The organism is Bacillus pfraonensis (assembly GCF_050768835.1).
Classification (GTDB): domain Bacteria; phylum Bacillota; class Bacilli; order Bacillales; family Bacillaceae_G; genus Bacillus_A; species Bacillus_A pfraonensis.
In genome coordinates, this window is record NZ_JAHCDO010000003.1 from 344558 (window position 1) to 370564 (window position 26007).

Consider the following 26007-nt stretch of genomic DNA (forward strand, 5'->3'; position numbering starts at 1 on the left):
TATGAATGTATATCACCCCTTCTAGCACATATTACATATAACACCCTATGTACTAGGAGGTCCGTGATGAAACAAATGCCAAATCAAATTATGATATTATGGATTGCACAAATTTTATTCTATTTCACCACAGTTCATATAAGCTCATTTCCTTATGCTTTTTTCTTTACGATTATTTATGTACTCATCAACTTACTATTTCTATTCATTTCAAATAAATTTGCTTTCACTTTATTTATTGCCGGAACTCTCCTCTCCGTCTTCTATTTATTTTATGAAGCATGGTTATATTTATGGGATACTTCTACACAACTTACCTACATCATCGTTCATTTCCTAGCAATTGTGAATTTCTTTCTTATCTATATATCGACTTATATGTTAAAAAAACTCTTGCATGAAAATAGACGCTTGCAACAACAAGTCCATACACTTGAACAATATATTGGAGAAACAAAGTTATTAACAAGGCAGGAATTTGAAAGACGTGGTTTATTACTCGAAGCGGCTATGAAAAGGCGGAGTGAAACAGGCATGCTTGTCTATTTTTCATTCGCCTCTTTTGGTAGCTATACAAAACGAAGCGTCATGGATCGCGTCGCCTCCCTCCTACTTGATACAGTGCGGAGTGATTTTGATTTAGTTGGAAAATATGATGACAATACATTAGTCATTTTACTCCAAAATACAAATGAAGCTGGTGCAAATATTGTTTTGATGCGCCTTGAAAATAAATGGGAAGAATGGTTAACTGAGGATGCTCTTTCAAAAATTATAATCAAACAAGAAAAATTTGGAGAGCAGGTGTTAACAACATGATGACACTTATTCTTCTCCTGCTATTTCTTCTATTTTGCCTACTTGTTTTTTGGATTAGCATCATTTTTTCTATTAAATATGTGCTTATTTTTACAGCTTTCTTATTTTCTGGCTTGCTCGTCTACTATTCCTTACTAACACTTGCTGGACTTGTTCATCGAAATCGCAAGCTAAAGAATCGGACATTAGAACATTACCCGAGCGTAGATATACTGATTCCTGCACATAATGAAGGCGTTGTGATTATGGATACGTTAACTGCGATGGCAAATATCGAGTATCCTGGAAAACTTACCATTTATTTATTAAATGATAATTCCCAAGATGAAACTGGAGAAATTGGTGATGAATACGATGAGGCCTATGTGCATATAAAACATATCCGCGTACCACCTGGAGAGCCGAAAGGAAAATCACGTGTATTAAACTACGGGCTCAGCATATCAAATGGAGAGTATTTTTGTGTGTATGACGCCGATAACCAACCAGAGCCACATGCGCTGCGCATGCTTGTTGAATACGCAGAAACGACAAAAGATGCGGTCGGTGCTGTCGGCCATGTTCGCACTGTCAATGAAGAACGAAACTGGCTTACTAGGATGATCTCTCTTGAGTTTCAAATTTTCCAGTTACTCATGCAGTCTGGTCGTTGGCTCTTATTCCAAACTGGTTCATTAACAGGAACAAACATGCTCCTTCGTCGCTCCACACTTGAAGAGCTCGGTGGCTACGATCCTTATGCCATTGCTGAAGATGCAGAACTCACATTGCGAATTACACAAAAAGGATATCTATTACCAATCGTACCTGAATCCATTACATGGGAACAAGAACCAGAACATTTAAAAATTCTCATTAAACAACGAACACGCTGGCTTCAGGGCAACTTATATATTTTAGAAAAGATGTTTTCCTCCTTCAGCTTCTTTAAAGGAAAACTACTCGTTCATTCCTTGCAGCAAGTACTAGTATACGTTGTCTTTTGGCTGTTCCTAATCATCTCAAATGTATGGTTCATTATAGGCTTACTCGGTCTCTTTCAAATCAGCTATACTATTCCATTACTATTTATGTGGTACGTCGCTTACATCACATACACATCGCAACTCTTTAGTGCACAAAGCGTCGAAAATACATTCACGCCAACGAACATATTTATCAGCATCATTATGTACTTCACATACGCCCAACTCTTTACGTACCTATTTATCCGGAGTCTCATCCTATACTTACGCGCGAAAAGTAAAAAACAAATCATCGGATGGGACAAAACGGTAAGATTTAAAAAATAAAAGCGGAGGTGGCTCGGTCAGAATCGCAGGGCGTTGGAGCCACCGACAGAGAAGCGTTTTTTGCTTCGTCCGAGGGGGCGAAACGACCGGAGATTCTAGCCACCGCAGCTAGATACTAATAAAAGCGCAAGCGGCTCGGTCAGAATGAAAAAACCTTTGATTAAAAAAATAAGCACAGAGCGCCGTATGCTCTGTGCTTATTCTCACTTTAAATCTATATATCGGACAATACCCCTTAGTCGAAAGCAATTTTCACGTCCATCCCCCAACGAACGATCTACTTTCTTTTATATACGAAAAAGTGACTGCTATTTTTGTAAAACCAATTGCTTCTCTTGTTGCTCTTTAGATACTTCAGTCTTTGGTTCCGTGTTTTCTTGCACATTACGATGTGCCACACGTTTCAAACAAATATGCTTCCACTTTCTTTCGTAACGCTTCATTATTCTAGTTGTCCCCCTTGAATACGCTTAAAAACTATTTGAAATCGCTTACAGGAAATAATATAGCACATATACGAAAAAGTGACAACACATTTCCGACAAATTTTTGACAAAAATTTGGATGACCTTTGACAATATATCGACGGTTCGACGCCTTGCGATAACTGACAACCACTAGAAATTCACACACCTCGCAAAAAAGAGCTGATTCAAAATCAGCTCTTTTCTTCTATATTATTATTTATGCTGATGGTGATGTCGACCTTCCTTTTGCAATTCTTTAAATAAAGCTGCAATCATAAAGAAAATAACAAATACAAACGGGAATGCTGCGATAATCGAAGCAGTTTGTAAAGCCTCTAATCCACCTACATATAGTAAGATTGCTGCTAGTGCTGCCTGTACAAGACCCCAAACTAATTTAATTCGATTTGGCGGGTTTAAGCTACCATGTGTCGTTAACATCCCAAGAACAAATGTCGCAGAATCTGCTGATGTAATAAAGAATGTTGAAATCAATAGAATCGCCAGAACCGATAAAGCTGGCCCCATACTACCCATATGATCTAACACAGCAAATAGGCCTACCTCTGTACCCATTTCCTTAATTTGTTCGTAAATATTTGCTCCATCAAACAACTCCATGTGAATGCCAGTTCCTCCAAATACTGAGAACCAAAGCGCACCAATAATTGTTGGAACGAGTAACACACCAATCACAAACTCACGAATCGTACGTCCACGTGACACACGGGCAATGAATGTACCAACGAATGGTGACCATGCAATCCACCATGCCCAGTAGAAAATCGTCCATGATTGAATCCACTGGTTGCCACCCTCATCTAATGGGCTTAAACGGAAACTCATACTCGGCAACTCTTGAATGTACGAACCGATTGTAGAAGTAAAGTAATTCATAATAAAGTTCGTTGGACCTGCAAATAATAAAATTGCCATAAGTGCAAAGGCTAAAATAATATTTGTATTACTTAAGTATTTAATACCTTTATCTAATCCTGTTTGAGCAGATAACATATACAGAACCGTTACAATCCCAATAATAACTAGCTGCGTTGTTAATGAGTTTGGAATCGATGTTAAATAGCTAACACCACCTGCAATTTGCTTCGCTCCAAGCCCTAATGAAGTTGCAACACCAAATACTGTCGCAAATACAGCTAACACATCAAATATATGCGCAATACGGCCATGCTCACCGCTCTTAAACAAAGGACCAACTGTTGCACTAATTGTACTTGGCTTTCCTTTTCGGAATGTGAAATAAGCGATGCATAATGCTACAAGTGCATATAAGCCCCACGGGTGCAATCCCCAATGGAAGAATGAAAAGCGAAGTGCAAGACGTGCACTCTCTTCTGTGGCACTTTCTCCAAATGGCGGTGCATATAAATGATTTAATGGTTCCGCAACGCCCCAGAAAATCAAACCGATTCCCATACCAGCACTAAAGAGCATAGCGAACCACGTCATATAACTATAATCAGGTTCATCATCGTCTTTACCTAAACGAATGGAACCGTACTTGGAAACAATTAAAAAGATAGCAACTCCTAAAAAGATAGAAACAGAAATAATATAAAACCACCCAAACTTACTAACTAACGCAGTTTGAATTACAGTAGTTACATTTCCTAAGCTACCTTTTCCAATTATAGATTCGGGAATAATCCCCCAAATTGTAAATGCAATACATAATGTTAATGAGACAATAAATGTTTTTGTCAGTTTCCTCATAAAATCCCCCTTTTGTAGGTTTCTTTTCTTCGTAAAATGACCCTAATTCCGATAAATTAAATCGGATAAAGTGAAATGTTTCTTACGGTGATTTTCTTCAATTTCTCTAAAATCAGCCTTCACTAATTAGAATTCTTATGGACAAGTTCATCTTCCATATAACCGCTTGGATTATACAATGAAGATGCTACTGCCAAATCGTGCGAGATAGATGCGGATGGGAATATATTTTCCCAAAAAATGGTGTGTTACATTTTAAAAAAAGGCAAATATATCGATTACCACTCTTTCTTTTTGTAACAATTATGCGGTTGTTTTGTCAGGATATTGTACGTATTTATAAATGCACAAACAAAATGTTTATGTTTATATAACTATTTTAGGCATAATTCGGTAAAATTCTCAAGGAATGTAACACCTTAGTAAACCTTTTGTAACATTTGTGTAATATTATTATCTTCAATGAAAAATACCCTTCGTATTACAAATCATAGGGATATCTACTAAACCTCTTGAAAATATAGATTGAAAAACGTTTTCTATCATTTTTTTCTATATTACAGAGTATTAATGCTTTGTTACGAATGGTTTGTAATTGTGTGTTTTCCCAAATTCCGAAAAAAACAGTTGCTATAATGAGGACACGAAAACAAACGCAATGGAGGCTATCATGAAAAAATTAATTGGTATAGCAACAGCAGCAGTTTTTGGTCTTGGGATTTTCACTACTTCTGCACAAGCAGAAACTGTTGTAACAACAGACGTATTAAATGTACGAGAGAACCCAACTACTGAATCAAAAGTTGTAGGAAAATTATTAAATGGTCATAAATTAGATGTTACAAATACAACAAACGGATGGTCACAAATCAAATTAAATGGTAAAGACGTATTCGTAAGTGCAGAATTCACAAAAAGCATCTATTACGTAACAGCAAACGTATTAAACGTACGTGCTGAAGCGAACACAAACTCAGAAATTCTTGGTACGCTTAAGAAAGACGATATGATTGAAACAACAAGCCAAGTACAAAATGAGTGGTTACAATTCGAATATAACGGAAAAACGGCTTACGTTCATGTTCCTTACTTAACAGGTACAGCACCTGTTATTGAAAAACAAGAAACGCCTGCTCCTGCTAAAGCAGAGGCACAAGCTCCAGCGGCACAAGAAAAACCAGCTGCTAAGCCAGCTGTTAAAGCAGCAACTACAAACGCTCCTGCAGGTGGCCGTGAGCTAACAGTTGTAGCAACAGCATATACAGCTCATCCGAGTGAAAATGGCGGCACATATGGTGGTCGTGTATTAACTGCAATGGGTCATGACCTAACAGCGAACCCAAACATGAAGATGATTGCTGTTGATCCGAAAGTGATTCCATTAGGATCAAAAGTATGGGTAGAAGGATATGGAGAAGCAATTGCTGGTGACACTGGTGGTGCAATTAAAGGTAACCGTATCGACGTTCTAGTTGGCTCTGACGCAATTGCTAACAAATGGGGACGTAAAACTGTTAAAGTGAAAATTTTAAAATAACCAATGACTGCTAAAAATTCAGCCAGTTCTCATATATTGAGAGCTGGCTTTTATTTATATAAACATAACTGAAAAGATTCTTTTTTATTTGGATGGATGCGGTTAGGGCTTTTTTAGCCCCATGCCATGTTTCAAACTAAGGGAGAAAATGAGTGCAGGTCTCTTTTGATTCTTCATAGCGGTGATTTATATATTGGTAAATCGAAATCGGTATATATATAATGACGATAAGGAGGCTACAATATGAATCTGAATGCAAAAGTAGATTGGATCGGCACACCAAAGCCATACATATACAAAGATGATGTAACATATGATGCGACCGCAATTGATTTTTCACTTAAAAAGGATGACAATCGCTATAAGTTGATTGTGCTCAAGCACGATCAATCCCTTCAATATAAGTTTGTGCAATACGGCATAAAACCGGGATCACACAAACCATTTCCAATTGATATACCCTTTCAAGAAGAAATGCTCCCATTAGTAGAAAGAATTCTACAAGATCCATACGTACGAGCTTTTCGCACTTTGTAGAAGCGTCGATATTTCCAGGCAAACGATCGATACACACAAAAAAAGACTACCTCTTTCTAAAGAGATAGTCTTTTCGCATGTTAACGTGTTGGACCAGATATTTCTTCTGATTTCAACGTGTTATTCGCACCAAGTGAGTGATACAATATTTTCCCATCAGCATTCACTGTAACAATATGTTCATTGCTAAAGCTTTTGAATTTCACAGATCCATCACCATAACGAATATTATATTCTTCATATGTCGTTACTTTATATTTCGTAGAACTTTGACGTTCAATGTTACGAACTTCAAATTTTAATAAATCCTCAGTAATTCCTTTTTTCTTTAAATATTGCAGATAATCGCGGTCTTCTTTATATGATTTTCCGCTCTTATCATAGTTATTTTCAATTAAACTAAAGTCATTTAAAGCGATCGCACGTACGTTGTCATAAATATGATTTCGAATGAAGTCACCGATCGCAGTATCAGATGTTTCTTTTGGGAATTTTAAATAATAAGAGCTTTCATCACCAATTTTTACACTTTCAGATTTCACAGTTCCAAACTCTGTTTGTTTTTCTAAATGCACCTCAACCGTTTCATCTGTTGGTACAGGGCCTAGTTTATAACTGCCGTAATTTAATTTCCCACGCTTTTTGCCATTTACAATGACACTCGCACTATTTTCATCCGAAGAGATTGTTACGTAGTTGCCTTCAAGTGGTAATTTCACATCCACTTTCCCTTCTTTTTCTCCAGCTAATTCAACTTCTTTTTCCGTTTCCAGTTCAGTAAGATCGGCTTTCGCTTTTGCTTTTACTACATACGTCCCAGGGAAATAAGGCCCGATTTCTTTAGAAGATTTCTCACTAGAAATGTCAGTCACTTTTTTATCATTTACATATACTTCTGCAGTTTTTGCAGTTGTGCTGACCGTCATGAAATACGACTTAATGCTGAACTTATATTTCGGATATAAGAACCATTCTTTCCCATCTTCTACAATTTGCCCATCCACAAAGCTTTCTTTATCAACAAGCTTTGCATCTACCGTTTGCTTTTGTAAGTAAGATAACAATTCTTTATTGTACGAAGGGTTATCCTTTAAATAACGTAAATAAGATTTAATATCTTCTGTTTTAATTTTCAAACCTGGGTCATCCGATTTTATAAGAGAATCAATTGTATTTATATCTTTTTTATTGAAGCCATCAATTAATACATTGATTTGCTTTTCTTTCGAAAATTTATATGCTCCAAATTTATACGCACCAAACAATGCAGCCGCAAACAATGCAAGTATAATGAAAAGCACGATATTCTTCTTACTTTTCTTCGGCTGTACTTCCTGACGATATGTCCCTCTTTGCACATCCACTTTCGAAGCAGCCACATTTTCTTCAATTACTTCTACTTTACTTCCGCATTCCGAACAAAAATTCAAGTGATCTGCAACTGTTTTTTTACATGTTCCACAAAACTTCAATATACTTTCCTCCTACTTCCTTCCCAATTTCATTCCAGCGAAAGCGGCCACATATGTCAGAATAAAGCTACCGAGTGCTAAATACATCCAGCTCCCTTGCATAGATAGCATCGTTCCACTCACTCCAAACATACTTGTCAAATTCCCTGAAATATCAATTTGAAACTTGGAAAGAATATTTACTAAGAGCATCATAACTGTGTAAGCACCACTACATACAGCGAGTGTTACATATATATTAGCCTCCCGTATTCTCGCTAATTTTTGTCCCACTCTAAACATAAAGAAAAACGGAATAATAAGCAGTAACAATCCATAATGGAATGTATTATTTACATCTTCTATTCCAGCAAGTTCTTCTGGCCTTGCCCCTTCAGCAATCGCAAGATCCTTTAATCCTGTTCCATTAAAGGACATGCCCGATACAAATGAGAACTGCATTTCATTGTCTTTTCCTTTTGCATTCTTACGTGAAATGCCTTTATCAAAAGCAGGACTTTTCACTTCTACTGGTGCAAGATGAGCCATATTCCATACTTGCGGTGTTACTTGTAGTGATAACATCACGCGTTGCGATGTTGTAGATGTTAATTCTTTCAATGGTTTCACACTATCTTCTTTCATAAAGAGAGCAATTACACATAAAATAACAGCTGTTAGCAAAAAGCCTTTTATCATTGCTGCTACTCCGTAATAAAGTGATGTTCCGTATGGAAGTAGCTCACGGAATGCTTCGGCCATATTGTTTTGGCTTGTATGAGCAATCATCCCTAATAAACTAAACATCGTTCCACATATAAACCCACTCACTAAACTTTTAAAGGAAGAATATCCAACTGATACTGTTACAGCATCCATCCCCGGAATAGAGATTGATTTAGATGCAATGAAACTAATAATAAATAAAAATAGACCATAAACAAGACCAACTGTAGCTGCCATTGTCACCTGTTCACCGATTGTATTCGCAATACGTTGTTTTCCAATCCATATACCTGTTCCGCCTAAAATAATAAATGGAATCAATAATAATAGTAAAAATGGAGTATGCCAATATAAAGAAAGAATCATTCCATCTGCATCTTCGGCTGAAAATCCAAGTAAATGGTAGTTTAATAGTGTAGCTGTTGCTCCATTATAAAAACCTGATAGCATATCTAATTCACGCGCAAACTTCTGAAGAAACTCTTGCGTCATTGCTGCAAATATAAAACTTCCAATCCATCCCGCAAGTAACATAAGAACACTCGCAATCACTCCGCCAATTACACCGGTTCTTAAGCCGTTCTTATGTAATCCTAATTCTACTTTAGGGCCTTTTTCCATACTCGGTAACTTTACGATTTGATCTTTCTTCTTCACGGTAAATAAAGAATACCCACAATTTTGACAGTACAGATTTTGCTGAGCATTTTCATTCCCACAACCACGGCAATATTTAGAGTTGTCTTGTTCAAGAACAACACTGTCCTCGGGCAACATTGCCATACTTCCTTCGTTAGGACAGTAGTTCACTTCTTCATGTTGATTTCCACACATGCGACAGTACATTTTATTCACTCCCCACCCTGCTTCATTCCACAAACAGGGCAATAGATGGCGTTTTTTGCAATGTGTTCATTACATGCGACACACGCAACCTTTTCCTCACTACTCTCTACCGCTAGCATTGGATTTGGTTTTCCGCATGACCCGCAAAACTTATCATTGATTGATAGAGAACCACCACATTCACATGTCGCTTTCTCTCCTTGCTGCTTTTGCAATTCAACAATTCGCTTTCGCGCTTGATAAATCGCAACATCGAATACTTGGATTGGAGTAACCAATTGCTTTAATTCTGCTTCATTCACTCCAGAGTCTCGAAGCTGAACATACACCTTTTGACCAAGATCCAACAAAACTTCTGTCTTCTTTTGGAGCTGCACTTGTATTTCCTTTTTCAACTGTGCAATTTCTTGTGCAACCTGCAGTTTCATCTTTCCCTGTTCAATTCCCTCTTGCAGTTTATTCATACCGCTACCTAGTTTCGTCTGTAAATCTGACAAACGCAATCTCCCCCTAGATAAAAAATGATATATTTTACCAAGTCAATATTACCATGTTTTTCTATTTTTTGTGCAGGCAAATTCATTTTTTCTGTTTTCCCATCTTTTTGTTTATAATGGTAGAGGAAAGAAATCTTTGTACGGAGGAAAACTTATGCTGCAACATTCAATTACGAAAGATGAAATTATGATGATCGCCAGTGAGTTTGTTCAAGGGCTCGATCCGCAGCAAGCAGCCGATCAAGAGCATGTTGCCACTGCTCGCCATTTATATCGTAGCGGCTTTGTTTACAACGTTGATTTTGACGGTTATACGTTATCAGGTACAGTAGATGCTGAAGGAAATGTGTATAGCGTTCATATTCCGATTCGTAATATCGCCGAAAGTTATTGTGATTGCTTTGCACCGACGCAGTGTGAGCACATGCTCGCTGTTCTGCTATCAGCTGCTTCTAGCTTTGGACAAGTGGGAGAAGTATTAACATTATTTAAAAATAAAACGAAACCATCACTCCCCCCGATTCGAACAGCACGACAAGTATTACAATCTTCAGCATTTGAAGAAACAGATTTTAAAAGTTGGCACGCATATTTTGAATCTGAATATAGCACGTTTAAAAAAGAACAAGCACGGCTCACATATAAACAAATGTATTTTCTTATGAGTATCTTTACGGACTTTTACATGAAATTAGAACGAAAAGCACCACGCGTCATTGCCATACATGAATTGTTCAAATTGCACGGCGCACTGTTTAGCTTTCAAAAGTTATTAGAAGAAATCACGGAATTTGAGACAAACAAAACGTATTCCTATCACCAACCAATTCATGTTGTTCGTCTATTTGTTGATAAAGTGGAATCCATTGTACGTGACTTAAAATCAGAATCGGTTCCGGCTGAATGTGAACCAATTTTACAAGAAACAGCTCGCCAAGTGCATAGCATTTTCTTCTCTACCGACTCCTATACACAGGAGAGATTCTTTATTTACCGGCATATATGGGGAGAGTTGCTAGCAGAAGCAGATTGGATCCAAGAAGAAGAAACACGAATTGATGCGAAGATGAATCCAATTTCGAAGGCACTCGCCTCTTCTCACCTATTCTTTTTAAAGCAAGAAGATGACGTTGCTATGGAATTGCTCGAAACACAACCATCGCAAGTGGTCGGCCTTTATTTCGACTGGCTCGAAGAATTGCTAAGTACCATGCAGTGGGAGCGCGCCAAGAATTGGCTGTCTTTCACATATAAACAATTGAAGAAAACAATAAATGATCCGGCCGATCCTCTTTTTGTAAAAGATATCGTTCGTTTGTTCATCATGATGTACGAAACATATGCGACGCACACAAACGAACAAGCAGGTCTTGAGATGATTTTGCAAGAACTATTGCCATACAGCTTCACAAACTATGAGCAATACGTACTAGCAAAAAAACAATATGATGCATGGACAGAACTTCATCTTTTATACGGATTTGAGGCAATTGAATTGCTAAAAGAACCACTAAAAGAAATCGAAAAAGAAGCACCAGAAGCAGCTCTTCCGCTCTATCATCTGGCAGCAGTGCAAGCAATTGAAGAACGGAATCGTAAGTCATACCGCCGCGCAGTCCGCTACTTAAAGAAATTGCGTATGCTCTATAAACGGCTCAAACGAACAGATGAGTGGCACATTTTCATTGTCCAAATCGCTAACTTACATTCACGCCTAAGAGCACTTCAGGAAGAACTGCGGAAAGGAAAGTTAATCGATGATCATACAAACTGAAGTAACAATTCGGCTCCAGCACGTAAGTCAAGGGTGGTTCCTTTGGGGAGAAGATGAAACCGGCAATCTCTTACCTATAACAGATTGGAAACAAAATGCTTTCACATGGCACACGACGTCCTTCTTTGGTACCTTTTTAAAAGAAGCTTCACATGAAGGACGAAGCGGTTTCATGTTAACAAACGTCCAAGCGCTAGAATACATTGCAAAAAAACCGATGAATTCCTTTGCTGGATTACAAATTAACGGTCCTGTGACTGCGTTTATGCCTAGTGCTAAAGAGCTATGGGATCACTTTACAACCGGAAACTTTGTACCAGATATGAAGCGTTGGGGTAATAATCCATCATGGAAAGCCATCGATGTTTCAATCCAAGATGAAACGCTTGGATCACTTTTCTCACATGCGATTAATGAAACAATTCGGCAAGACGCACGCTCTAGCGAGGGCTGGGAAAATGCAAAACGGTTATATGAACACTATGACTTTACGAAAAGACAATTGGAAACAGCGCTTCATGAAGAAGATTGGTTCCGAAAGATTGGTTACATAGAAGACGATCTTCCATTTACCATCGGTCTTCGCCTCCAAGAACCACAAGATGATTTTGAAATGTGGAAGCTTGAAACAATTATTACGACAAAGCGCGGAACTCACCGAATATATGTATATAATGGCATCGATTCACTACCAAAAAGATGGCATAGCTATGAAGAACGTATTAAAGAAACCCAGGAAGGATTCGGCAAGCTAGTCCCATGGCTTCGTGAAGATGATCACTTTCGAACGGAGCTCTATGAAACAGAAGCATGGAACTTCTTAACGGAAGCGAGCAACGAATTATTAGCAGCCGGCGTTGATATCTTACTACCGTCTTGGTGGCAAAATTTAAAAGCAACGAAACCGAAGTTACGCGTTCAATTGAAGCAAAGTACAAATCAAGCGCAGTCCTTCTTTGGTATGAACACTCTCGTTGATTTTGACTGGCGCGTTTCTACAGATGGGATTGATCTGTCAGAAAGTGAATTTTTTGACCTTGTCGAACAAAATAAACGACTTTTCAATTTAAATGGACAATGGATGAGACTGGATCCTGCCTTTATTGAAGAAATGAAAAAACTCATGAAACGCGCAGATAAATATGGGCTTGAAATGAAAGATGTCTTGCAGCAACATTTATCAAACTCTGCCGAAGTAGAAGTCGTAGAAGAAGACAATCCATTTACGGATATTGAAATCGAGCTAGATGGCTATTACGAGGAACTCATCCAAAAGCTCCTCCATATCGGAGACATTCCAAAAGTTCCAATACCATCCTCCTTAAAGGCCACACTTCGTCCATACCAAAACCATGGTGTAGAGTGGCTCTTATATTTACGAGAACTCGGGTTTGGGGCTTTGCTAGCAGATGATATGGGTCTTGGGAAAAGTATCCAAACCATTACTTACTTATTATATGTAAAAGAAAAGCGTCTCCAAACAGGCCCGGCATTAATCATCGCACCGACGTCTGTTCTTGGAAATTGGCAAAAAGAATTTGAACGCTTTGCCCCGAATTTACAGGTTCAACTGCATTATGGAAGCAACCGTTCAAAAGGCGATTCATTTAAAGACTTCCTTCAAAATGCAGATGTTGTACTAACTTCTTATGCATTAGCACAACTTGATGAAGAAGAGTTAAACGCGCAGTGCTGGGATGTAATCATCTTAGATGAGGCGCAGAATATTAAGAACCCGCAAACGAAACAATCTAGAGCGGTTCGTAATTTACAAGCAAATCACAAAATCGCTTTAACAGGTACACCTGTAGAAAACCGATTAGCAGAGCTATGGTCTATTTTTGACTTCTTGAATCACGGATATCTTGGTAGCCTAGGACAATTTCAGCGCCGTTTCGTAACACCGATTGAAAAAGACCGTGATGAAGCAAAAATCCAGCAAGTACAAAGATTCATCGCACCTTTCTTACTGCGCCGAACAAAGCAAGACCAAACAGTCGCATTAAACTTACCGGACAAACAAGAACAGAAAGTATACTGCCCGCTAACAGGTGAGCAAGCATCACTATATGAACAGCTCGTACAAGATACGCTGCAAAATGTTGAAGGCTTAACAGGTATTGAAAGACGCGGCTTTATTTTAATGATGCTCAGTAAGCTAAAGCAAATTTGTAATCATCCTGCTCTTTATTTAAAAGAGGAAGAACCAAAAGATATTGTGCAGCGTTCCATGAAGACCCAAACATTAATGGATCTCATTGAAAATATAAAAGATCAAAATGAAAGCTGCTTAATTTTTACGCAATATATCGGAATGGGAAATATGCTACAGAAAATATTAGAAGAGAAATTCGGTCAGCGTGTTCTCTTCCTAAATGGTAGTGTACCGAAGGCAGAACGGGATAAGATGATCGAACAATTCCAAAATGGAACATATGACATCTTCATCCTCTCATTAAAAGCTGGTGGCACCGGTCTAAATTTAACTGCCGCAAACCATGTCATTCACTATGATCGTTGGTGGAATCCAGCTGTAGAAAATCAAGCAACAGACCGCGCTTATCGCATCGGTCAAAAGCGATTTGTACATGTCCATAAACTCATTACAACAGGTACACTTGAAGAAAAAATCGATGAAATGCTAGAGCGGAAACAATCGCTAAGTAGCGCCATCATCACAAGTGACAGCTGGATGACTGAGCTATCAACAGACGAATTGAAAGAATTACTTGGTGTATAACAAGAAATGTCGCATATTGCCGAATGGTCGATATCTTATGCCGAATCGCTGATATATTCCGAGTTACAGCTGATATATCTCAAAAATCGCCGATATCCGAAGCAACATACTGAAAATATATAAAAAAAGGAGCTATCCCGAAGGGTTAGCTCCTTTTTCTATGCCAAAACCAATTGCTTATTATAATTCCTGTCAATCCGCCCGACGTATCTAAAACAGAATCTTGCCACATCGGTGTACGGTCACCGGTAAACCATTGGTGAATTTCATCGAATGTTGCATATCCAGCGACAAAAAGAAGTGCAAATAAAAAAGACCTCTTCCTCGAATACCCTGAACGATGCAATGCATAGTATGTCAATGATCCAAGCATAAAGAACACCATAAAGTGAGCTCCCTTTCGAAGGAAAAACTCAATAAAACCGCCAACACCTTTATTTTCAATACTAACTGGTGTTCCTCCGCCATAATCAATGGATACCCATGAAAAATGTTCTTTCACAAATTCCACATTCACGTACTGCTCAATATCTGAACGCATATCCTGCTTCTTGTAAGGCTGTGCTGAAGAATAAAAAATAATCCCCATCCATAGTAAAACGGGAATCCAAACTAACCATTTACGATTCATCTTTAGAAACTCCTCTCTTATTCTTCTAAGAGTACCAAAAAAAAGAAAAAATTTCACGCCAAAATATGACCGTTGCCTCCTATATATAAGACGAAAAGGGGGTGAAAAACATGGCGATCGAAACGATTGTAACTGATTTAAGCTTACGCCTTGTCCTAAACGGTGGCACAGACAACAACGGGAAAGCAATCTTAAAAAACAAACAGTTTAAACGAGTAAAACCGAACGCTGATACAGCAAAAGTCCATGAAGTGGGACTGGCTCTTGCTTCCTTACAAGGATTAAAGCTTCATGCTGTTCAACTTTTAAGCACATCTGATATTTCGAATCCGTAAATTTTAATGAAAAGGAGGTAACTGACAATGACAGCACTCGAGCTGATTTTCTTAAAAGAGGATGGAAAAACTGTCGTCTTTTCTATCGACAATCCAATTACACCTGTGAATGAACAAAACATTAGCCAAGTGATGGACACAATTCTCTCCTCTGAAATTTTCTTATCACTTAGCGGGAACACTCGTAAAAAAGGAGCACGCCTCGTTGAAAAGAAAGTATCAGAAGTAACACTTGCTCCTTAAACCAAAAAGACGAAGCTGCATCACTTTGCAGCTTCGTCTTTTTTCTTCGGCATCTCAATCGGAATAAAAATATGAGAGAACCCAACTGAAACATATTTATAGTTTTCTTTGCCTAGTGTAAATTCTGTCGTATATGTCGAGAAGAAAATATAATCATTTCGCTTTGTATAATGATTAATCAACACGTCAACTTGTGGCTCTACATATTTCTTCGCTAACTTCTTACCAATTGTTGCAAGTTCACCAACAAGTCCATCTGGATCTTCTTTTTCAACCTCTGTTAACTTTTTACTAATATCATTGCGATTCATAAATTGCTTTGCCGCCCATTCGGTATATTCCCCTTTACTCGGGTTACTGTTTGCTAAATATACAAAAAGAAGGACAACAAGTGCCATAATAATATACTTCCGTTTCATACTCTATCACCGCCTAACTGTTTCTATTTTCATATATATGTACAAGCGATGCAAATTAGAAAACTTGCTACTTATAAAAAATGAAAATCCCTCATTAACTTTTACAAATATTTACAATATTTTAAAATTATTTTTATATTCCATCTATATACTAAAATATGTAAACCAATACTTTTAAAGGAGGCTTTTAAGTTGGACGCTCCAGCTAATCTTCATGCTATTTCTAGTACTTTAATGATGCTGTTGCCTTACAAAGATCCTTTTTACCGTACTCAAATTCATACCACCAAGGGAATTCTCTACTCGCCAAAAACACCATTGGAAATAATAAAAGAACTAATTATCTCACACAATTATTCCACATACGAAGGTCGACGAAAAGCCATTATTGAAAAATGGGATTTACGACAAAATACACCTATTCCTATTAATCATCGTTGTTTTATTTGTACCATTCCGACAAAATCACCTGCCGCTTGGGATTGTATCTGGGTCTTCTATAAAAGTATTAAAACCATCACAAAAGGCAAAGATAGTCAAGCTATACTACATTTTTGTAATGGAGACACAATAACTCTCCCCATCTCCTGCTACAAAATGAAGCAGCAATGGAGAAAAGCTGGTAATCTAATCGCTCAGATGATGCTCGATGATTTTCATAATGATTTCTAGTAGAAATGATAGCATGGAGACAAGAGATCTTGTCTCCATTTTATGCTTCCTATATCTCAGCTCGCATCTTTTTTATTGCCTGCCGATATACCCATCTTACCTGATGATACGTCATACCCGTCTCTTCTGCAATTTCGTGTATCTTCTTTCCTGCGTAAAAACGTTCGACAATAATATGTTTCTCTTCTTCATCTAACAAACCCATAAAATCTTGAATTTCTGACGACACTTCTATTCCACATACATTTTGCAAAATTTCCTGTGAGGCGAAAGTATGCCGCTTTTGAAATCTATTTTCTTTCTTTAATTTCTCTAATAAATAGCCGCGCACTGTTACAAATGCATACGCTGAAAAAGTACCTTTCTCCTCCTCATATTTTTCATATGCCTTCCAAAGTCCAATTAGGCCGCATTGATAATACTCTTCATAATCCCGGTACAGACAAAGCTTTTTCATTTGATTTTTAATCATCTTTTCATACAACGTAACTGCCTCTGTAAAAGTAGCCGGTTTCATATCGTACCTTTTTCTAAAAGGTATACCTCTTTGTTATTCCGCGGTACCTTTACAATATAAGAAGATAAGGGCAATTTCATGGGAGGTTATTTGAAATTCGATATAGGGAAATTTGAAATATAGCTAGGAGAAATTTGAAATTCTAAAACTAGTATTTGAAGTACATACAAAAATAAAAAAACGGCCCCTGATCGAGCCGTTTTCTGCACATATCCTTATCCATTGAAACTTTGCATAAGCTGTGCTAATACGATAACAATTAAACTTAAGAACGCTGCTTTAATAATAAAGAGAACGACAATTGGAACCGCAGCTTTTACTTTTCCTAACCCAGCTGTAATTTGTAACCCAATCCAAATTAAAACAATATTCCATAAGTAGAATACTTCCACTACACTACCGATTGCGTATCCTGTCGTACCTTGTTCAAATAATGGTGCCAAACTTGTATACTCAGTTGCCCCACTGCCCAAAATTAAACCTAAGATAGAATTAATAAGTCCACCAATTACAAGTGCAATATTCGCATATACAACAATGGCTAACAATTTTTTGTACGGCGTATCATTTCCAAAAAACATCATAAAGACTTTATAAACAGTTGCCACAGCAAGAGTTCCAATCATGATCCAGATGAAACCTGAACCGATCGCTTTACCAACTAAATATCCGATAGATTGTTCTTGTCCTGTGCCAAATTTCTCCTGAAGTTCAATCACCTCAGGCGATGATTGCGCCACATATGTAGCTAATCCATTTACGAGCGCCTGTAACAATGCAACCAAAAAGAACATACCCCAAACTTTATCAGTCGTTTTCATTCTCTCAAACTGCAAACCTGGAGATGTAATCATTCCTAGCAACGATGGTTTCCCTCTATCAGCCTTTTGCGTATTAACATTCGGTTCCATTCTAACAACCTCCTTGTATTTATATCACCCGTTCTAACGGGCAGTTCACTTCCTCTTTCCTAGAGACCGTGAACCGCCCACTAGAACAATGTACATCCATTTTGATTTGCAGGCATATAAGTCGCTGCTATGAAATATAAAATTGACTTACACTCTTTGTCTCTCTTTATTTTCATTTTGCATGGGCTAAAAGGGGCTCTAACCGCTTCTACCCTCCAGCAGATCCTCTCTCCCATCTAAAAAAAATGGTTTATATCTTTTTTCTATTTGTATGTGTAGTAGAAGGAAATCCCCCTCTACTACACTAGCAACCTATTCATAACGAAGTGCTTCAATCGGATCTAATTTCGCTGCTTTGTTCGCTGGAATTAACCCGAAAATAATACCAAGCGTCATCGAGAATAACACGCCTCCAACGACAACTTCCCATGAAACGAGCGGTGGCCATTTTGCAAATGAAGAAACAATATACGCGCCCCCATAGCCAAGGCCAATTCCGATTAATCCACCAAGAAGCGTTAACATAACCGCTTCAATTAAGAATTGCAGCAAGATTTTACTGCGCGTTGCTCCAAGTGCCTTACGTACACCGATTTCACGCGTACGCTCTGTTACAGATACAAGCATAATGTTCATAACCCCAATACCACCAACGACTAGTGAAATACCTGCGATACCGCCGATAATCATCGTCATAATACCAGTCATTTTTGAAATACCTTCTTGAATTTCTTTTAAATTCATCACTTCGTATTTACCAGATGCATCACTTGGCTTACGACTATTTAATACATCAGCGGCTTTTTTACCCGCTTTTTCTAAATCATCTACATTTTTCGCTTGAACAGAAATACTTTGGATTTCGTCTTTTCCATATAATGTTGGCCATAATGTAATTGGAATTAAAGCTTCCGATGGCCCCATTCCCATGAACTCATTATCTGATTTATAGACACCGATAATTTGCATCGGCTGTCCTTTCATCTCAATAATTTTGCCAACTGGATTTTCCTTTTTGAAGACCTTTTCTTCCATACTCTTACTGATCATCACGACGTTATTACCTTGCGCAATATCTGATTCTTGTAAGGAGCGACCTTTTAATACTTTTACTTTATTTACCGCGAAGTACTCACTATCTAGCCCTGTAATACTCACCATCTCTTTTTTATCCTCAATATCGAGTGGCTCCATGCTTGAATTCGTTGTAAGAACATGCGCAATCTCTGGAAGTTTTTTTATTTCAAAAATATCTTCCTCTGTTAACTTCGGCTGTTCCATCATTTCCATACCAAATGGATCATTTATATCTGCACTATATTGAATTGGAATTACGTTATTACCAGATCCAACGAACTGTGACTTCAGTGCCGCTTCCCCGCCCTGCCCAATCGCAACAACAGTAATAATGGAACCAACGCCGATAATAATCCCAAGCATCGTAAGTGCTGAGCGCAGTTTATGAGCTAGAATAGAAGATAGGGCAATTTTGATACTATCTAGTAAACTCATACCGCACACCTTCTATCTTCTGTAATTTTTCCGTCTCTTAGCACGATTCGGCGCGAAGAATATGCCGCAACTTCCTCTTCATGTGTAACCATAACAATCGTCGTACCTTCTTCATTTAACTTTGTGAAAATGTCCATAACTTGCTGTCCAGACTTCGTATCAAGGGCACCAGTTGGCTCATCGGCCATAATAAACGTCGGATCATTCGCGATAGAACGAGCGATCGCCACACGCTGCTTTTGCCCACCTGAAAGTTCGCTTGGCAAATGATGCACACGATCGGACAATCCGACCTTCCCAAGTGCCTCAAGAGCTCTTTGTCGGCGCTCTGCTTTCTTCACACCGCCATAAATAAGCGGAAGTTCAACGTTTTCCACTGCTGATAGACGCGGCAGTAAATTAAAGTGCTGAAATACAAAGCCGATATATTCATTACGAATAAGAGCTAGTTTTGCCTCGTCTGCTGTTAAGATATTCACATCGTTTAACATATATTCGCCTTCTGTTGGACGATCTAAACAACCGATAATATTCATAAGCGTTGATTTCCCAGAACCAGACGGTCCCATAATAGAAACAAACTCACCGCTTTGAATCGTTAAACTAATACCATGTAAAATCGGTACCGCGAGTTTCCCTTGATAATATGTTTTATGAATATTGTTTAGCGTAATCATTTTTCTTTCACTTCCATTCCGTCATATACATTGTCGGAAGGATTTTTAACCACCTTTTGCCCCACTGTTACGCCTTCAAGAACTTCTGTCCAATCTCCGTCAGTAGAACCTTTTTTCACATTTTGTTTACGAAGTTTTCCTTTTTCTTCTACATAAACAAATGGTTCACCATCTTTTTCTACAATGCTCTTACTAGGAACAGCAATCATCTTCTTATTTTCTAAGCTTACTTGCAGTGATACGTGATAGCCTGGAGATAAACCTTCTTGTCCATCAAGACTTGCTTTATATGTATACTGAGACATGTTTTGTGTTCCCTCAGCACCAGCTGCTTGCGCCATCTCTGCACTTGTTGGGAATTCACTTACTTCTGTAATTTTCCCTGTCCATTTCTTCTTACTATTCGCTTTTGCTGTTGCAGTAAATGTTTGATCCTTTTGAATTTGTGATTTTTGAAGTTCTGTTAATGTCCCTTGAATTTGGAACGGATCTTTAGAGGCGATTTGTAAAAATGATTTTCCTTGTCCACCCACTGCTTGCGCTGAACTTTGTGCTGCATCTTTATCTAGCTTTTGTACAACACCAGCGAAATTGCTATAAATTGTGAGTTCACCTTGTTTTTTCTTTAACTCTTGGGATTGTAATTGTCCTTTTTCTTTCTCAAGATCAATTGTTTTTTGTCCCATTTCTAATTCACTTACTTGCTCTTCCATAGGATCTGTTACTTCTTTGCCAGCACCGCTATCTTTCGCTTTTTTAATCTCTTTCTTTAATGAATCTATTTTCTTTTTCCCTTGATCATAGCGCATATTTGCCATTTTTTGATCAAGCTCAGCTTGCTTCAACTGTAAGTTAATTTCTTCATTATCATAAGAGAATAATTTCGTTCCTTTTTCTACCTCTTGCCCTTCTTTCACTGCAATATCTTTTACTTTTCCTTTGCTCGGATCTGCGTAGAAGCTCTCAATATTTCCAGGTTTTACTTGCCCAGAAATCAATTTCGTATTATTGAGTGTACGTTCTGTTACTTTCTCAAAGCTAACAGCGTCTCCTTTTGCCGCCCCCTTTTTCTTCCCTTGCACCATAAAAATATTGACTGCTACAATGGCAACAATTAATGCAATAACCCCAATGATAATCCATTTCTTCTTTTTGTTTGGAGTACGAACGGTATTTGGTAACATATTCTCGCTCCTTCTATATCGTTATATAGTATTTCTAGGATTATATAAAACTTTCAGAAAACTGCAACTATACTTTTACATTATTACGCTTTCTTTACAAAGTTTTACACCATCACTTATATTGTAACAAAAATACCAATCTTTAGAAATATAACAACTTATCTTTTAAGCAAGTTTTAAGAAACATAAAAAACCGCCCTACATAAGGCGGTTTCAGTGTTTCTTCCAAGTGCTCGATTTCGTTTCGCCCAAATCATACTCTAACGGAAGAGTTGTTACGTCTTTTCTCATCTCACGCGGAATATTCTTTTCTACCATTTGAAACGCCTCATACTCATCAGTTCGCATTGCCCTTTGAACAATGCCTTCTTGGTTATTACCTTGCTTATCTAACATCCAGCCCGTTTCACTATTTAACTGTTTGCAAAATTCCTCTTTTTCCTCTTCATCTGGAAACATGCTTCCATTCACTTTCAAATATGTCTCCACCCTCATCGGAAACCACTCTACTTCATAATCTTCTACTAAACAAATCGAAAGTCCTATCGGCGTACTACGAACGACAAAATCAAATGTACAATCTTGCTGTGTGACCGTTGCAGAACAGAATAAAAACGCCTCTACCTCTGATACAAAAATCCCCAACTTTCAGCATCTCCTTTATACATATTAATTCGCCTTGCTTATTTCCACTAAATTTTAACATTTGTTTTTGAAGATATTGTAAAATGAATGTTAAATTTCTATATAACGGAATTAAAAACAATACAAACTGGAGGAATAAGCGTGAAGAATTATTTCCTAATTATCGAATTCCCTAATACTCTATTGAGCTTTATAGAGAAAATTTCATATAAATATCTCCTTAAAAAATTAGTATGACAAAACACGATTTTTCCTAACTATCTTGTTTTTACACAAATGTTTGATTAAAAAAGAGAACCTATCAATTGATAGATTCTCCTTCCATAAACGATTATGCAATTTTACCTTCAGGACCTTTTCTCCCATGTCCACGTTGAACGATCAACGATAACATCAATCGCTACGTTTGCTACAAGACTCTCTTCACTGATTAAAGTTTCACTTTATTAGATCACTCCAAAATTTTCATAGAAGATGCGCATTATGCTCCTTTTTCTGCATGTAGATGTGCAGTTTCTTTTTCGTCAAATAGATGCTGAATCACTAGGTTTGATTTATTTGTTGTTTTCTTTACGAATAAAGGATTGAGAATAACAAGAGATAGAACGTTTGCAGTTAATCCCCAAAAACCTTCATAGACTCCGAAAGAATACCCCGTTGCATATACGGTAAAAGTAGTAACTAAACCGATGATGAGCCCGATAATAGTTGCTTCTTTTGATTGGTTTCTCCAAAACAAACTAATAACGATGGCCGGAAAGATTTGTACCATACCAGATACGCCTAAAAGCTGCAGTGATACAAGGGCAGTTGGGAACAATAATCCAAATAGCAAAGCAAGTCCGATGACAACAAACACCATCATCCGGTTCACAAGCGTTAAACGACTACCATCTACCTTTGGATTCATGAGATCCCGATAAATGTTATTTGCAAACAAATTGGAAGCACCAATTGCCATGATGGAACAAGGAATTAAAGAAGCTAAAGCAATTGTCGAATATGCCAACCCTTGCGCTACCCCGCCATAAGAAGTTTGAATGAGATGTAATAAAGCAAAGCGTGGGTTTGTCTCTTCTGGCAGTACAAGAAATGCAATAAAACCAAGAAAAATAACGAGTATTAGTACGATATTGTATAAAGGTAGATACATTGAATTTTTTCGAATAGCATCAGCACTTTTAGCGGTAAATACACCTGTTGCTGCATGTGCCCACATAAATAATGCAAGAGCTGATACGAGAGATGCTGTTATAAACCATACAATCCCTTTTGGTCCTGCATCTGGAATCGTTAACAGTTGTGGTGCCTCAGTGGCAAGTGTATGTATCATAGGATTCCAACCGCCAAAATGGATAATAGGAAGTGAAACAACCATAAATAACATAATGGCCCAAACGAGAATATCTTTAATAATTGCAGTATATGCCGGTCCTTTAATGCCGCTAAAGAATGTATAAAGGGCAACAAGAAGAAAAGAAATAATGACGACTACCTTTACATTAATATAACCTGCACCAGCTACTTGAAGCGTATCTTGAATACCGCTTAATTGTAAATCAATATAAGGAATTAGCATACATACACCGACAATGGCAATGAGTGAAGAGAGCAACTTACTATTAAAGCGTTCTCTCGCATAATCTGCAAGAGTCGTTAATTTATGTACACTTGCAACTTTCCAGAGCTTTGGAAGGAAAAAATAAGCGATAAAATAGGCTAAAACAGAATAAGGAATCGCAAAGAAAGCGATACTGCCACCTTTATATGCAGTACTCGTTAATCCTAGAAATGTATAAGCGGTATATAAATCTGCACCAACTAAAAACCAGACAAGCAGTCCGCCAAATCGTCTGCCTCCTACAGACCATTCTTCTACAGAACTTCGTGCGGATTTATTCCGCCCTGCTAGAAATCCAATTAGAACGACAGTTAGTACAATGAAAGCAGTGATACTTAATGCTGTTATGTTTCCTTTCATTACAGAGAACCTCCTTGTGACTTATGTAGAGAATAAATACCAAATGTACATAATGGTGTTAACACAATCCATAAAAATAACCAAAAGTGCAAAAAAGGCAAGCCAATTATAAATGGCTCAATTCGATTAGCGAAAGGTAATAATACCAACTGTAGAAAAGGAATTAAAAAAAGAATGAAAATTGCGAACTTTTTCAATGTAATAAACCTCCTTTCTTAAAATAATGAATCCTAAAAATGAATTTAATGGTCATTATAGCAGTATTAAACTACTAGAACAAGAAAAAATTTAGAATTTACAGAATTATCTTTTATAAAATATTAAAAATGTTATTATATAAAACTGATAGGGACACGTATGAAGTAAAAAATCGCATCAGGATTAGTGCGAATGGAGAGGGAAAACAAATTCGAATTTTATCTTATAGTATGGAGTGATTGACTACTAAAATTTTAAACAAACGTTTGATTAAAAAAGAGAACCTATCAATTGATAGATTCTCCTTCCATAAACGATTATGCAATTTTACCTTCAGGACCTTTTCTCTCATGTCCACGTTGAACAATCAATAAGAATAATGTTGATAAAATACCGCCTGCTAATAGCAAGATGAAGCAACCGTCCCAACCAGAGCTATCAACCATGAATCCAATGACTAAGTTTGCTGTAAGACTTCCTCCTACATAAGCGAATAGACCACACATACCAACCGTTGTACCTACTGCAAATTTCGGAACTAACTCCATTGCACTTAAACCAATTAAGAACTGAGGTACATAAATTAAACAACCAATGATTGAAACCGCAATACTTACAACAAGTACGCTAGATGCTTGCCAATATACAAACGTTCCAATAACAACACCAGCCATACTAATAATACATAACGGCATACGTTTACCTTTAAATAATTTATCACTTAAGAAACCGACGATTAATGAACTTGGAATCGCAGCTGCTTCAAAGATAGAAAATGCTGCATGTGCCTCTGCTTTTGTAAATCCTTTAACAGTTGTTAAATAGATTGGTACCCAGTTAATTACACCGAAACGAATTAAATATACAAATGCATTTGCAATACATAAATACCAAACAAATTTGTTTTTCAATACATATTTCACCAAAATTTCTTTTGGTGACATTTTGTTGACATTTTCTGCCTTCTCAAGATTTTCATAATCATTGCGGTATTCTTCAATTGGTGGAAGACCGACAGATTCTGGTGTGTCCTTCGCATTTATCCACATAAGAACTGAAATTACCATTGCAATTATCGCCGGGAAGATAAACACGCCGGCTTGCCAATGACTTTCACCGAAAATACCAACACCAATTCCAACAAGCGGTGGTACAAGCATCGCACCAACATTATGTGAAATATTCCAAAGTCCTGTTTTTGTACCGCGCTCTTTCTTCGAGAACCACTTTGCCATTACGGTACTACAAGGCGGTGCTCCCATCCCTTGGAAAATATTATTGAAAACTAATAATGTTAAAATCATTCCAAATGAAGATGCAAAACCAAAACAAATATTTATAATTGCCGATAAGAATAAACCAACCGCAATAAAACGCTGAGCATACGCTTTATCTGATAAATTCCCCATAAAGAACTTACTTAGCCCATACACAATCGCCACAACGGAACCTAATAAACCAATTTCCGTTGTACTAAAACCGTATTCTTTCATTAAATACGTACTAGATAACGTAAAGTTACTACGAACTAAATAATACGCTGCATATCCAACTGAAATACCGATTAACATACGAATACGAAGGAGTCTGTATACTTTATCAATCATATTCGCTGGCAATCTTTCTATAGCTGGTGCTGGTTTTAACCACTTAAACATACCA

General features: G+C 37.5%; 25 protein-coding genes. 9 read left to right on the top strand and 16 right to left on the bottom strand.

The genetic code is table 11. The annotated features are described in order from the left end of the window. Positions 1 to 66 precede the first annotated feature (66 nt). Together KFD70_RS04305 and KFD70_RS04310 are read left to right on the top strand one after the other, a co-directional pair. Positions 67 to 819 (top strand): dGTP triphosphohydrolase, encoded by a 753-nt coding sequence (locus KFD70_RS04305; RefSeq protein ID WP_336451621.1) that lies wholly within the window; start codon positions 67 to 69, stop codon positions 817 to 819. Further along, positions 816 to 2111: a glycosyltransferase family 2 protein gene (locus KFD70_RS04310; RefSeq protein ID WP_336451620.1), complete on the top strand. Its 1296-nt coding sequence runs from the start codon at positions 816 to 818 to the stop codon at positions 2109 to 2111. The genes KFD70_RS04305 and KFD70_RS04310 overlap by 4 nt, the downstream gene beginning before the upstream one ends. 308 nt (positions 2112 to 2419) lie before the next feature. Here the strand turns inward: KFD70_RS04310 and KFD70_RS04315 are convergent, their stop codons facing one another. Next, a complete protein-coding gene (locus KFD70_RS04315) occupies positions 2420 to 2554 on the bottom strand; it encodes a hypothetical protein (RefSeq protein WP_000833063.1) in 135 nt (44 codons plus the stop codon). Between the two features lie 237 nt (positions 2555 to 2791). Beyond that, entirely contained in the window at positions 2792 to 4312 is a 1521-nt protein-coding gene (opuD, locus tag KFD70_RS04320) for a glycine betaine transporter OpuD (protein ID WP_336451619.1), read from the bottom strand. Between the two features lie 670 nt (positions 4313 to 4982). Here opuD and KFD70_RS04325 point away from each other — a divergent pair. Both KFD70_RS04325 and KFD70_RS04330 read left to right on the top strand, forming a co-directional pair. Beyond that, entirely contained in the window at positions 4983 to 5849 is an 867-nt protein-coding gene (locus KFD70_RS04325; RefSeq protein WP_336451618.1) for a cell wall-binding protein EntA, read from the top strand. A gap of 243 nt (positions 5850 to 6092) precedes the next feature. Continuing rightward, on the top strand, positions 6093 to 6386 hold the full coding sequence (locus KFD70_RS04330) for a DUF3910 family protein (RefSeq protein WP_336451617.1): 294 nt from the start codon (positions 6093 to 6095) through the stop codon (positions 6384 to 6386). An 80-nt stretch (positions 6387 to 6466) separates the two neighbouring features. Here KFD70_RS04330 and KFD70_RS04335 read toward each other — a convergent pair whose 3' ends face one another. The 3 genes from KFD70_RS04335 to KFD70_RS04345 are packed head-to-tail and all read right to left on the bottom strand — an operon-like array spanning position 6467 to position 9906. Beyond that, entirely contained in the window at positions 6467 to 7858 is a 1392-nt protein-coding gene (locus tag KFD70_RS04335; protein ID WP_336451616.1) for a zinc ribbon domain-containing protein, read from the bottom strand. Between the two features lie 12 nt (positions 7859 to 7870). Beyond that, positions 7871 to 9409, bottom strand: coding sequence for a zinc ribbon domain-containing protein (locus KFD70_RS04340; protein ID WP_336451615.1), 1539 nt, complete (start codon positions 9407 to 9409; stop codon positions 7871 to 7873). 5 nt (positions 9410 to 9414) lie between these two features. After that, positions 9415 to 9906, bottom strand: coding sequence for a double zinc ribbon domain-containing protein (locus KFD70_RS04345; RefSeq protein WP_336451614.1), 492 nt, complete (start codon positions 9904 to 9906; stop codon positions 9415 to 9417). A gap of 154 nt (positions 9907 to 10060) precedes the next feature. Here KFD70_RS04345 and KFD70_RS04350 point away from each other — a divergent pair, with 154 nt between their 5' ends. Both KFD70_RS04350 and KFD70_RS04355 read left to right on the top strand, forming a co-directional pair. Beyond that, positions 10061 to 11680, top strand: a complete 1620-nt coding sequence (locus KFD70_RS04350; protein ID WP_336451613.1) for an SWIM zinc finger family protein — start codon at positions 10061 to 10063, stop codon at positions 11678 to 11680. Next, positions 11664 to 14420, top strand: a complete 2757-nt coding sequence (locus tag KFD70_RS04355) for a DEAD/DEAH box helicase (protein ID WP_431612960.1) — start codon at positions 11664 to 11666, stop codon at positions 14418 to 14420. The genes KFD70_RS04350 and KFD70_RS04355 overlap by 17 nt, the downstream gene beginning before the upstream one ends. A gap of 145 nt (positions 14421 to 14565) precedes the next feature. Here KFD70_RS04355 and KFD70_RS04360 read toward each other — a convergent pair whose 3' ends face one another. After that, positions 14566 to 15051, bottom strand: a complete 486-nt coding sequence (locus KFD70_RS04360; protein ID WP_336451611.1) for a VanZ family protein — start codon at positions 15049 to 15051, stop codon at positions 14566 to 14568. Between the two features lie 110 nt (positions 15052 to 15161). Between KFD70_RS04360 and KFD70_RS04365 the strand changes: the two genes are divergently transcribed. After that, a complete protein-coding gene (locus KFD70_RS04365) occupies positions 15162 to 15386 on the top strand; it encodes a DUF1659 domain-containing protein (protein WP_336451610.1) in 225 nt (74 codons plus the stop codon). A 27-nt stretch (positions 15387 to 15413) separates the two neighbouring features. Then, complete coding sequence (locus tag KFD70_RS04370) at positions 15414 to 15629, top strand: DUF2922 domain-containing protein (RefSeq protein ID WP_336451609.1); 216 nt, start codon at positions 15414 to 15416, stop codon at positions 15627 to 15629. 20 nt (positions 15630 to 15649) lie between these two features. On the opposite strand, the gene KFD70_RS04375 is transcribed toward KFD70_RS04370, so the two are convergent. Then, positions 15650 to 16048, bottom strand: a complete 399-nt coding sequence (locus KFD70_RS04375; protein WP_336451608.1) for a DUF4359 domain-containing protein — start codon at positions 16046 to 16048, stop codon at positions 15650 to 15652. A gap of 192 nt (positions 16049 to 16240) precedes the next feature. Here KFD70_RS04375 and KFD70_RS04380 point away from each other — a divergent pair, with 192 nt between their 5' ends. Continuing rightward, positions 16241 to 16720, top strand: a complete 480-nt coding sequence (locus KFD70_RS04380) for a competence protein ComK (RefSeq protein ID WP_336451607.1) — start codon at positions 16241 to 16243, stop codon at positions 16718 to 16720. A 49-nt stretch (positions 16721 to 16769) separates the two neighbouring features. Here KFD70_RS04380 and KFD70_RS04385 read toward each other — a convergent pair whose 3' ends face one another. The 9 genes from KFD70_RS04385 to KFD70_RS04425 form a co-directional block, all read right to left on the bottom strand. Beyond that, a complete protein-coding gene (locus KFD70_RS04385; protein WP_336451606.1) occupies positions 16770 to 17237 on the bottom strand; it encodes a sigma-70 family RNA polymerase sigma factor in 468 nt (155 codons plus the stop codon). Between the two features lie 215 nt (positions 17238 to 17452). Continuing rightward, a complete protein-coding gene (yknW, locus tag KFD70_RS04390) occupies positions 17453 to 18148 on the bottom strand; it encodes a YknW family membrane protein (RefSeq protein ID WP_336451605.1) in 696 nt (231 codons plus the stop codon). Positions 18149 to 18460: 312 nt separating this feature from the next. After that, positions 18461 to 19660, bottom strand: coding sequence for an ABC transporter permease (locus KFD70_RS04395; protein WP_336451604.1), 1200 nt, complete (start codon positions 19658 to 19660; stop codon positions 18461 to 18463). Next, on the bottom strand, positions 19657 to 20337 hold the full coding sequence (locus KFD70_RS04400; RefSeq protein ID WP_174100416.1) for an ABC transporter ATP-binding protein: 681 nt from the start codon (positions 20335 to 20337) through the stop codon (positions 19657 to 19659). Before KFD70_RS04400 ends, KFD70_RS04395 begins: the two co-directional genes overlap by 4 nt. Further along, positions 20334 to 21521, bottom strand: coding sequence for an efflux RND transporter periplasmic adaptor subunit (locus tag KFD70_RS04405; protein ID WP_336451603.1), 1188 nt, complete (start codon positions 21519 to 21521; stop codon positions 20334 to 20336). Before KFD70_RS04405 ends, KFD70_RS04400 begins: the two co-directional genes overlap by 4 nt. Positions 21522 to 21734: 213 nt before the next feature. Next, positions 21735 to 22166 (bottom strand): hypothetical protein, encoded by a 432-nt coding sequence (locus KFD70_RS04410; RefSeq protein WP_336451602.1) that lies wholly within the window; start codon positions 22164 to 22166, stop codon positions 21735 to 21737. 481 nt (positions 22167 to 22647) lie between these two features. Then, positions 22648 to 24147, bottom strand: coding sequence for a sodium:solute symporter family protein (locus KFD70_RS04415; RefSeq protein ID WP_336451601.1), 1500 nt, complete (start codon positions 24145 to 24147; stop codon positions 22648 to 22650). Beyond that, complete coding sequence (locus KFD70_RS04420) at positions 24147 to 24344, bottom strand: DUF3311 domain-containing protein (RefSeq protein WP_336451600.1); 198 nt, start codon at positions 24342 to 24344, stop codon at positions 24147 to 24149. Before KFD70_RS04420 ends, KFD70_RS04415 begins: the two co-directional genes overlap by 1 nt. Before the next feature lie 318 nt (positions 24345 to 24662). Then, positions 24663 to 26003, bottom strand: coding sequence for an MFS transporter (locus KFD70_RS04425; RefSeq protein ID WP_336451599.1), 1341 nt, complete (start codon positions 26001 to 26003; stop codon positions 24663 to 24665). Positions 26004 to 26007 lie beyond the last annotated feature (4 nt).

What these genes read in the sequence shown, in the direction of transcription:
- KFD70_RS04305 (WP_336451621.1), top strand. Translation starts at nt 67, where the DNA reads ATGAAACAAATGCCAAATCAAATTATGATATTATGGATTGCACAAATT.
- KFD70_RS04310 (WP_336451620.1), top strand. Translation starts at nt 816, where the DNA reads ATGATGACACTTATTCTTCTCCTGCTATTTCTTCTATTTTGCCTACTT.
- KFD70_RS04315 (WP_000833063.1), bottom strand. Translation starts at nt 2,554, where the DNA reads ATGAAGCGTTACGAAAGAAAGTGGAAGCATATTTGTTTGAAACGTGTG.
- opuD (WP_336451619.1), bottom strand. Translation starts at nt 4,312, where the DNA reads ATGAGGAAACTGACAAAAACATTTATTGTCTCATTAACATTATGTATT.
- KFD70_RS04325 (WP_336451618.1), top strand. Translation starts at nt 4,983, where the DNA reads ATGAAAAAATTAATTGGTATAGCAACAGCAGCAGTTTTTGGTCTTGGG.
- KFD70_RS04330 (WP_336451617.1), top strand. Translation starts at nt 6,093, where the DNA reads ATGAATCTGAATGCAAAAGTAGATTGGATCGGCACACCAAAGCCATAC.
- KFD70_RS04340 (WP_336451615.1), bottom strand. Translation starts at nt 9,409, where the DNA reads ATGTACTGTCGCATGTGTGGAAATCAACATGAAGAAGTGAACTACTGT.
- KFD70_RS04350 (WP_336451613.1), top strand. Translation starts at nt 10,061, where the DNA reads ATGCTGCAACATTCAATTACGAAAGATGAAATTATGATGATCGCCAGT.
- KFD70_RS04355 (WP_431612960.1), top strand. Translation starts at nt 11,664, where the DNA reads ATGATCATACAAACTGAAGTAACAATTCGGCTCCAGCACGTAAGTCAA.
- KFD70_RS04360 (WP_336451611.1), bottom strand. Translation starts at nt 15,051, where the DNA reads ATGAATCGTAAATGGTTAGTTTGGATTCCCGTTTTACTATGGATGGGG.
- KFD70_RS04365 (WP_336451610.1), top strand. Translation starts at nt 15,162, where the DNA reads ATGGCGATCGAAACGATTGTAACTGATTTAAGCTTACGCCTTGTCCTA.
- KFD70_RS04370 (WP_336451609.1), top strand. Translation starts at nt 15,414, where the DNA reads ATGACAGCACTCGAGCTGATTTTCTTAAAAGAGGATGGAAAAACTGTC.
- KFD70_RS04375 (WP_336451608.1), bottom strand. Translation starts at nt 16,048, where the DNA reads ATGAAACGGAAGTATATTATTATGGCACTTGTTGTCCTTCTTTTTGTA.
- KFD70_RS04385 (WP_336451606.1), bottom strand. Translation starts at nt 17,237, where the DNA reads ATGAAACCGGCTACTTTTACAGAGGCAGTTACGTTGTATGAAAAGATG.
- yknW (WP_336451605.1), bottom strand. Translation starts at nt 18,148, where the DNA reads ATGGAACCGAATGTTAATACGCAAAAGGCTGATAGAGGGAAACCATCG.
- KFD70_RS04395 (WP_336451604.1), bottom strand. Translation starts at nt 19,660, where the DNA reads ATGAGTTTACTAGATAGTATCAAAATTGCCCTATCTTCTATTCTAGCT.
- KFD70_RS04400 (WP_174100416.1), bottom strand. Translation starts at nt 20,337, where the DNA reads ATGATTACGCTAAACAATATTCATAAAACATATTATCAAGGGAAACTC.
- KFD70_RS04405 (WP_336451603.1), bottom strand. Translation starts at nt 21,521, where the DNA reads ATGTTACCAAATACCGTTCGTACTCCAAACAAAAAGAAGAAATGGATT.
- KFD70_RS04415 (WP_336451601.1), bottom strand. Translation starts at nt 24,147, where the DNA reads ATGAAAGGAAACATAACAGCATTAAGTATCACTGCTTTCATTGTACTA.
- KFD70_RS04425 (WP_336451599.1), bottom strand. Translation starts at nt 26,003, where the DNA reads ATGTTTAAGTGGTTAAAACCAGCACCAGCTATAGAAAGATTGCCAGCG.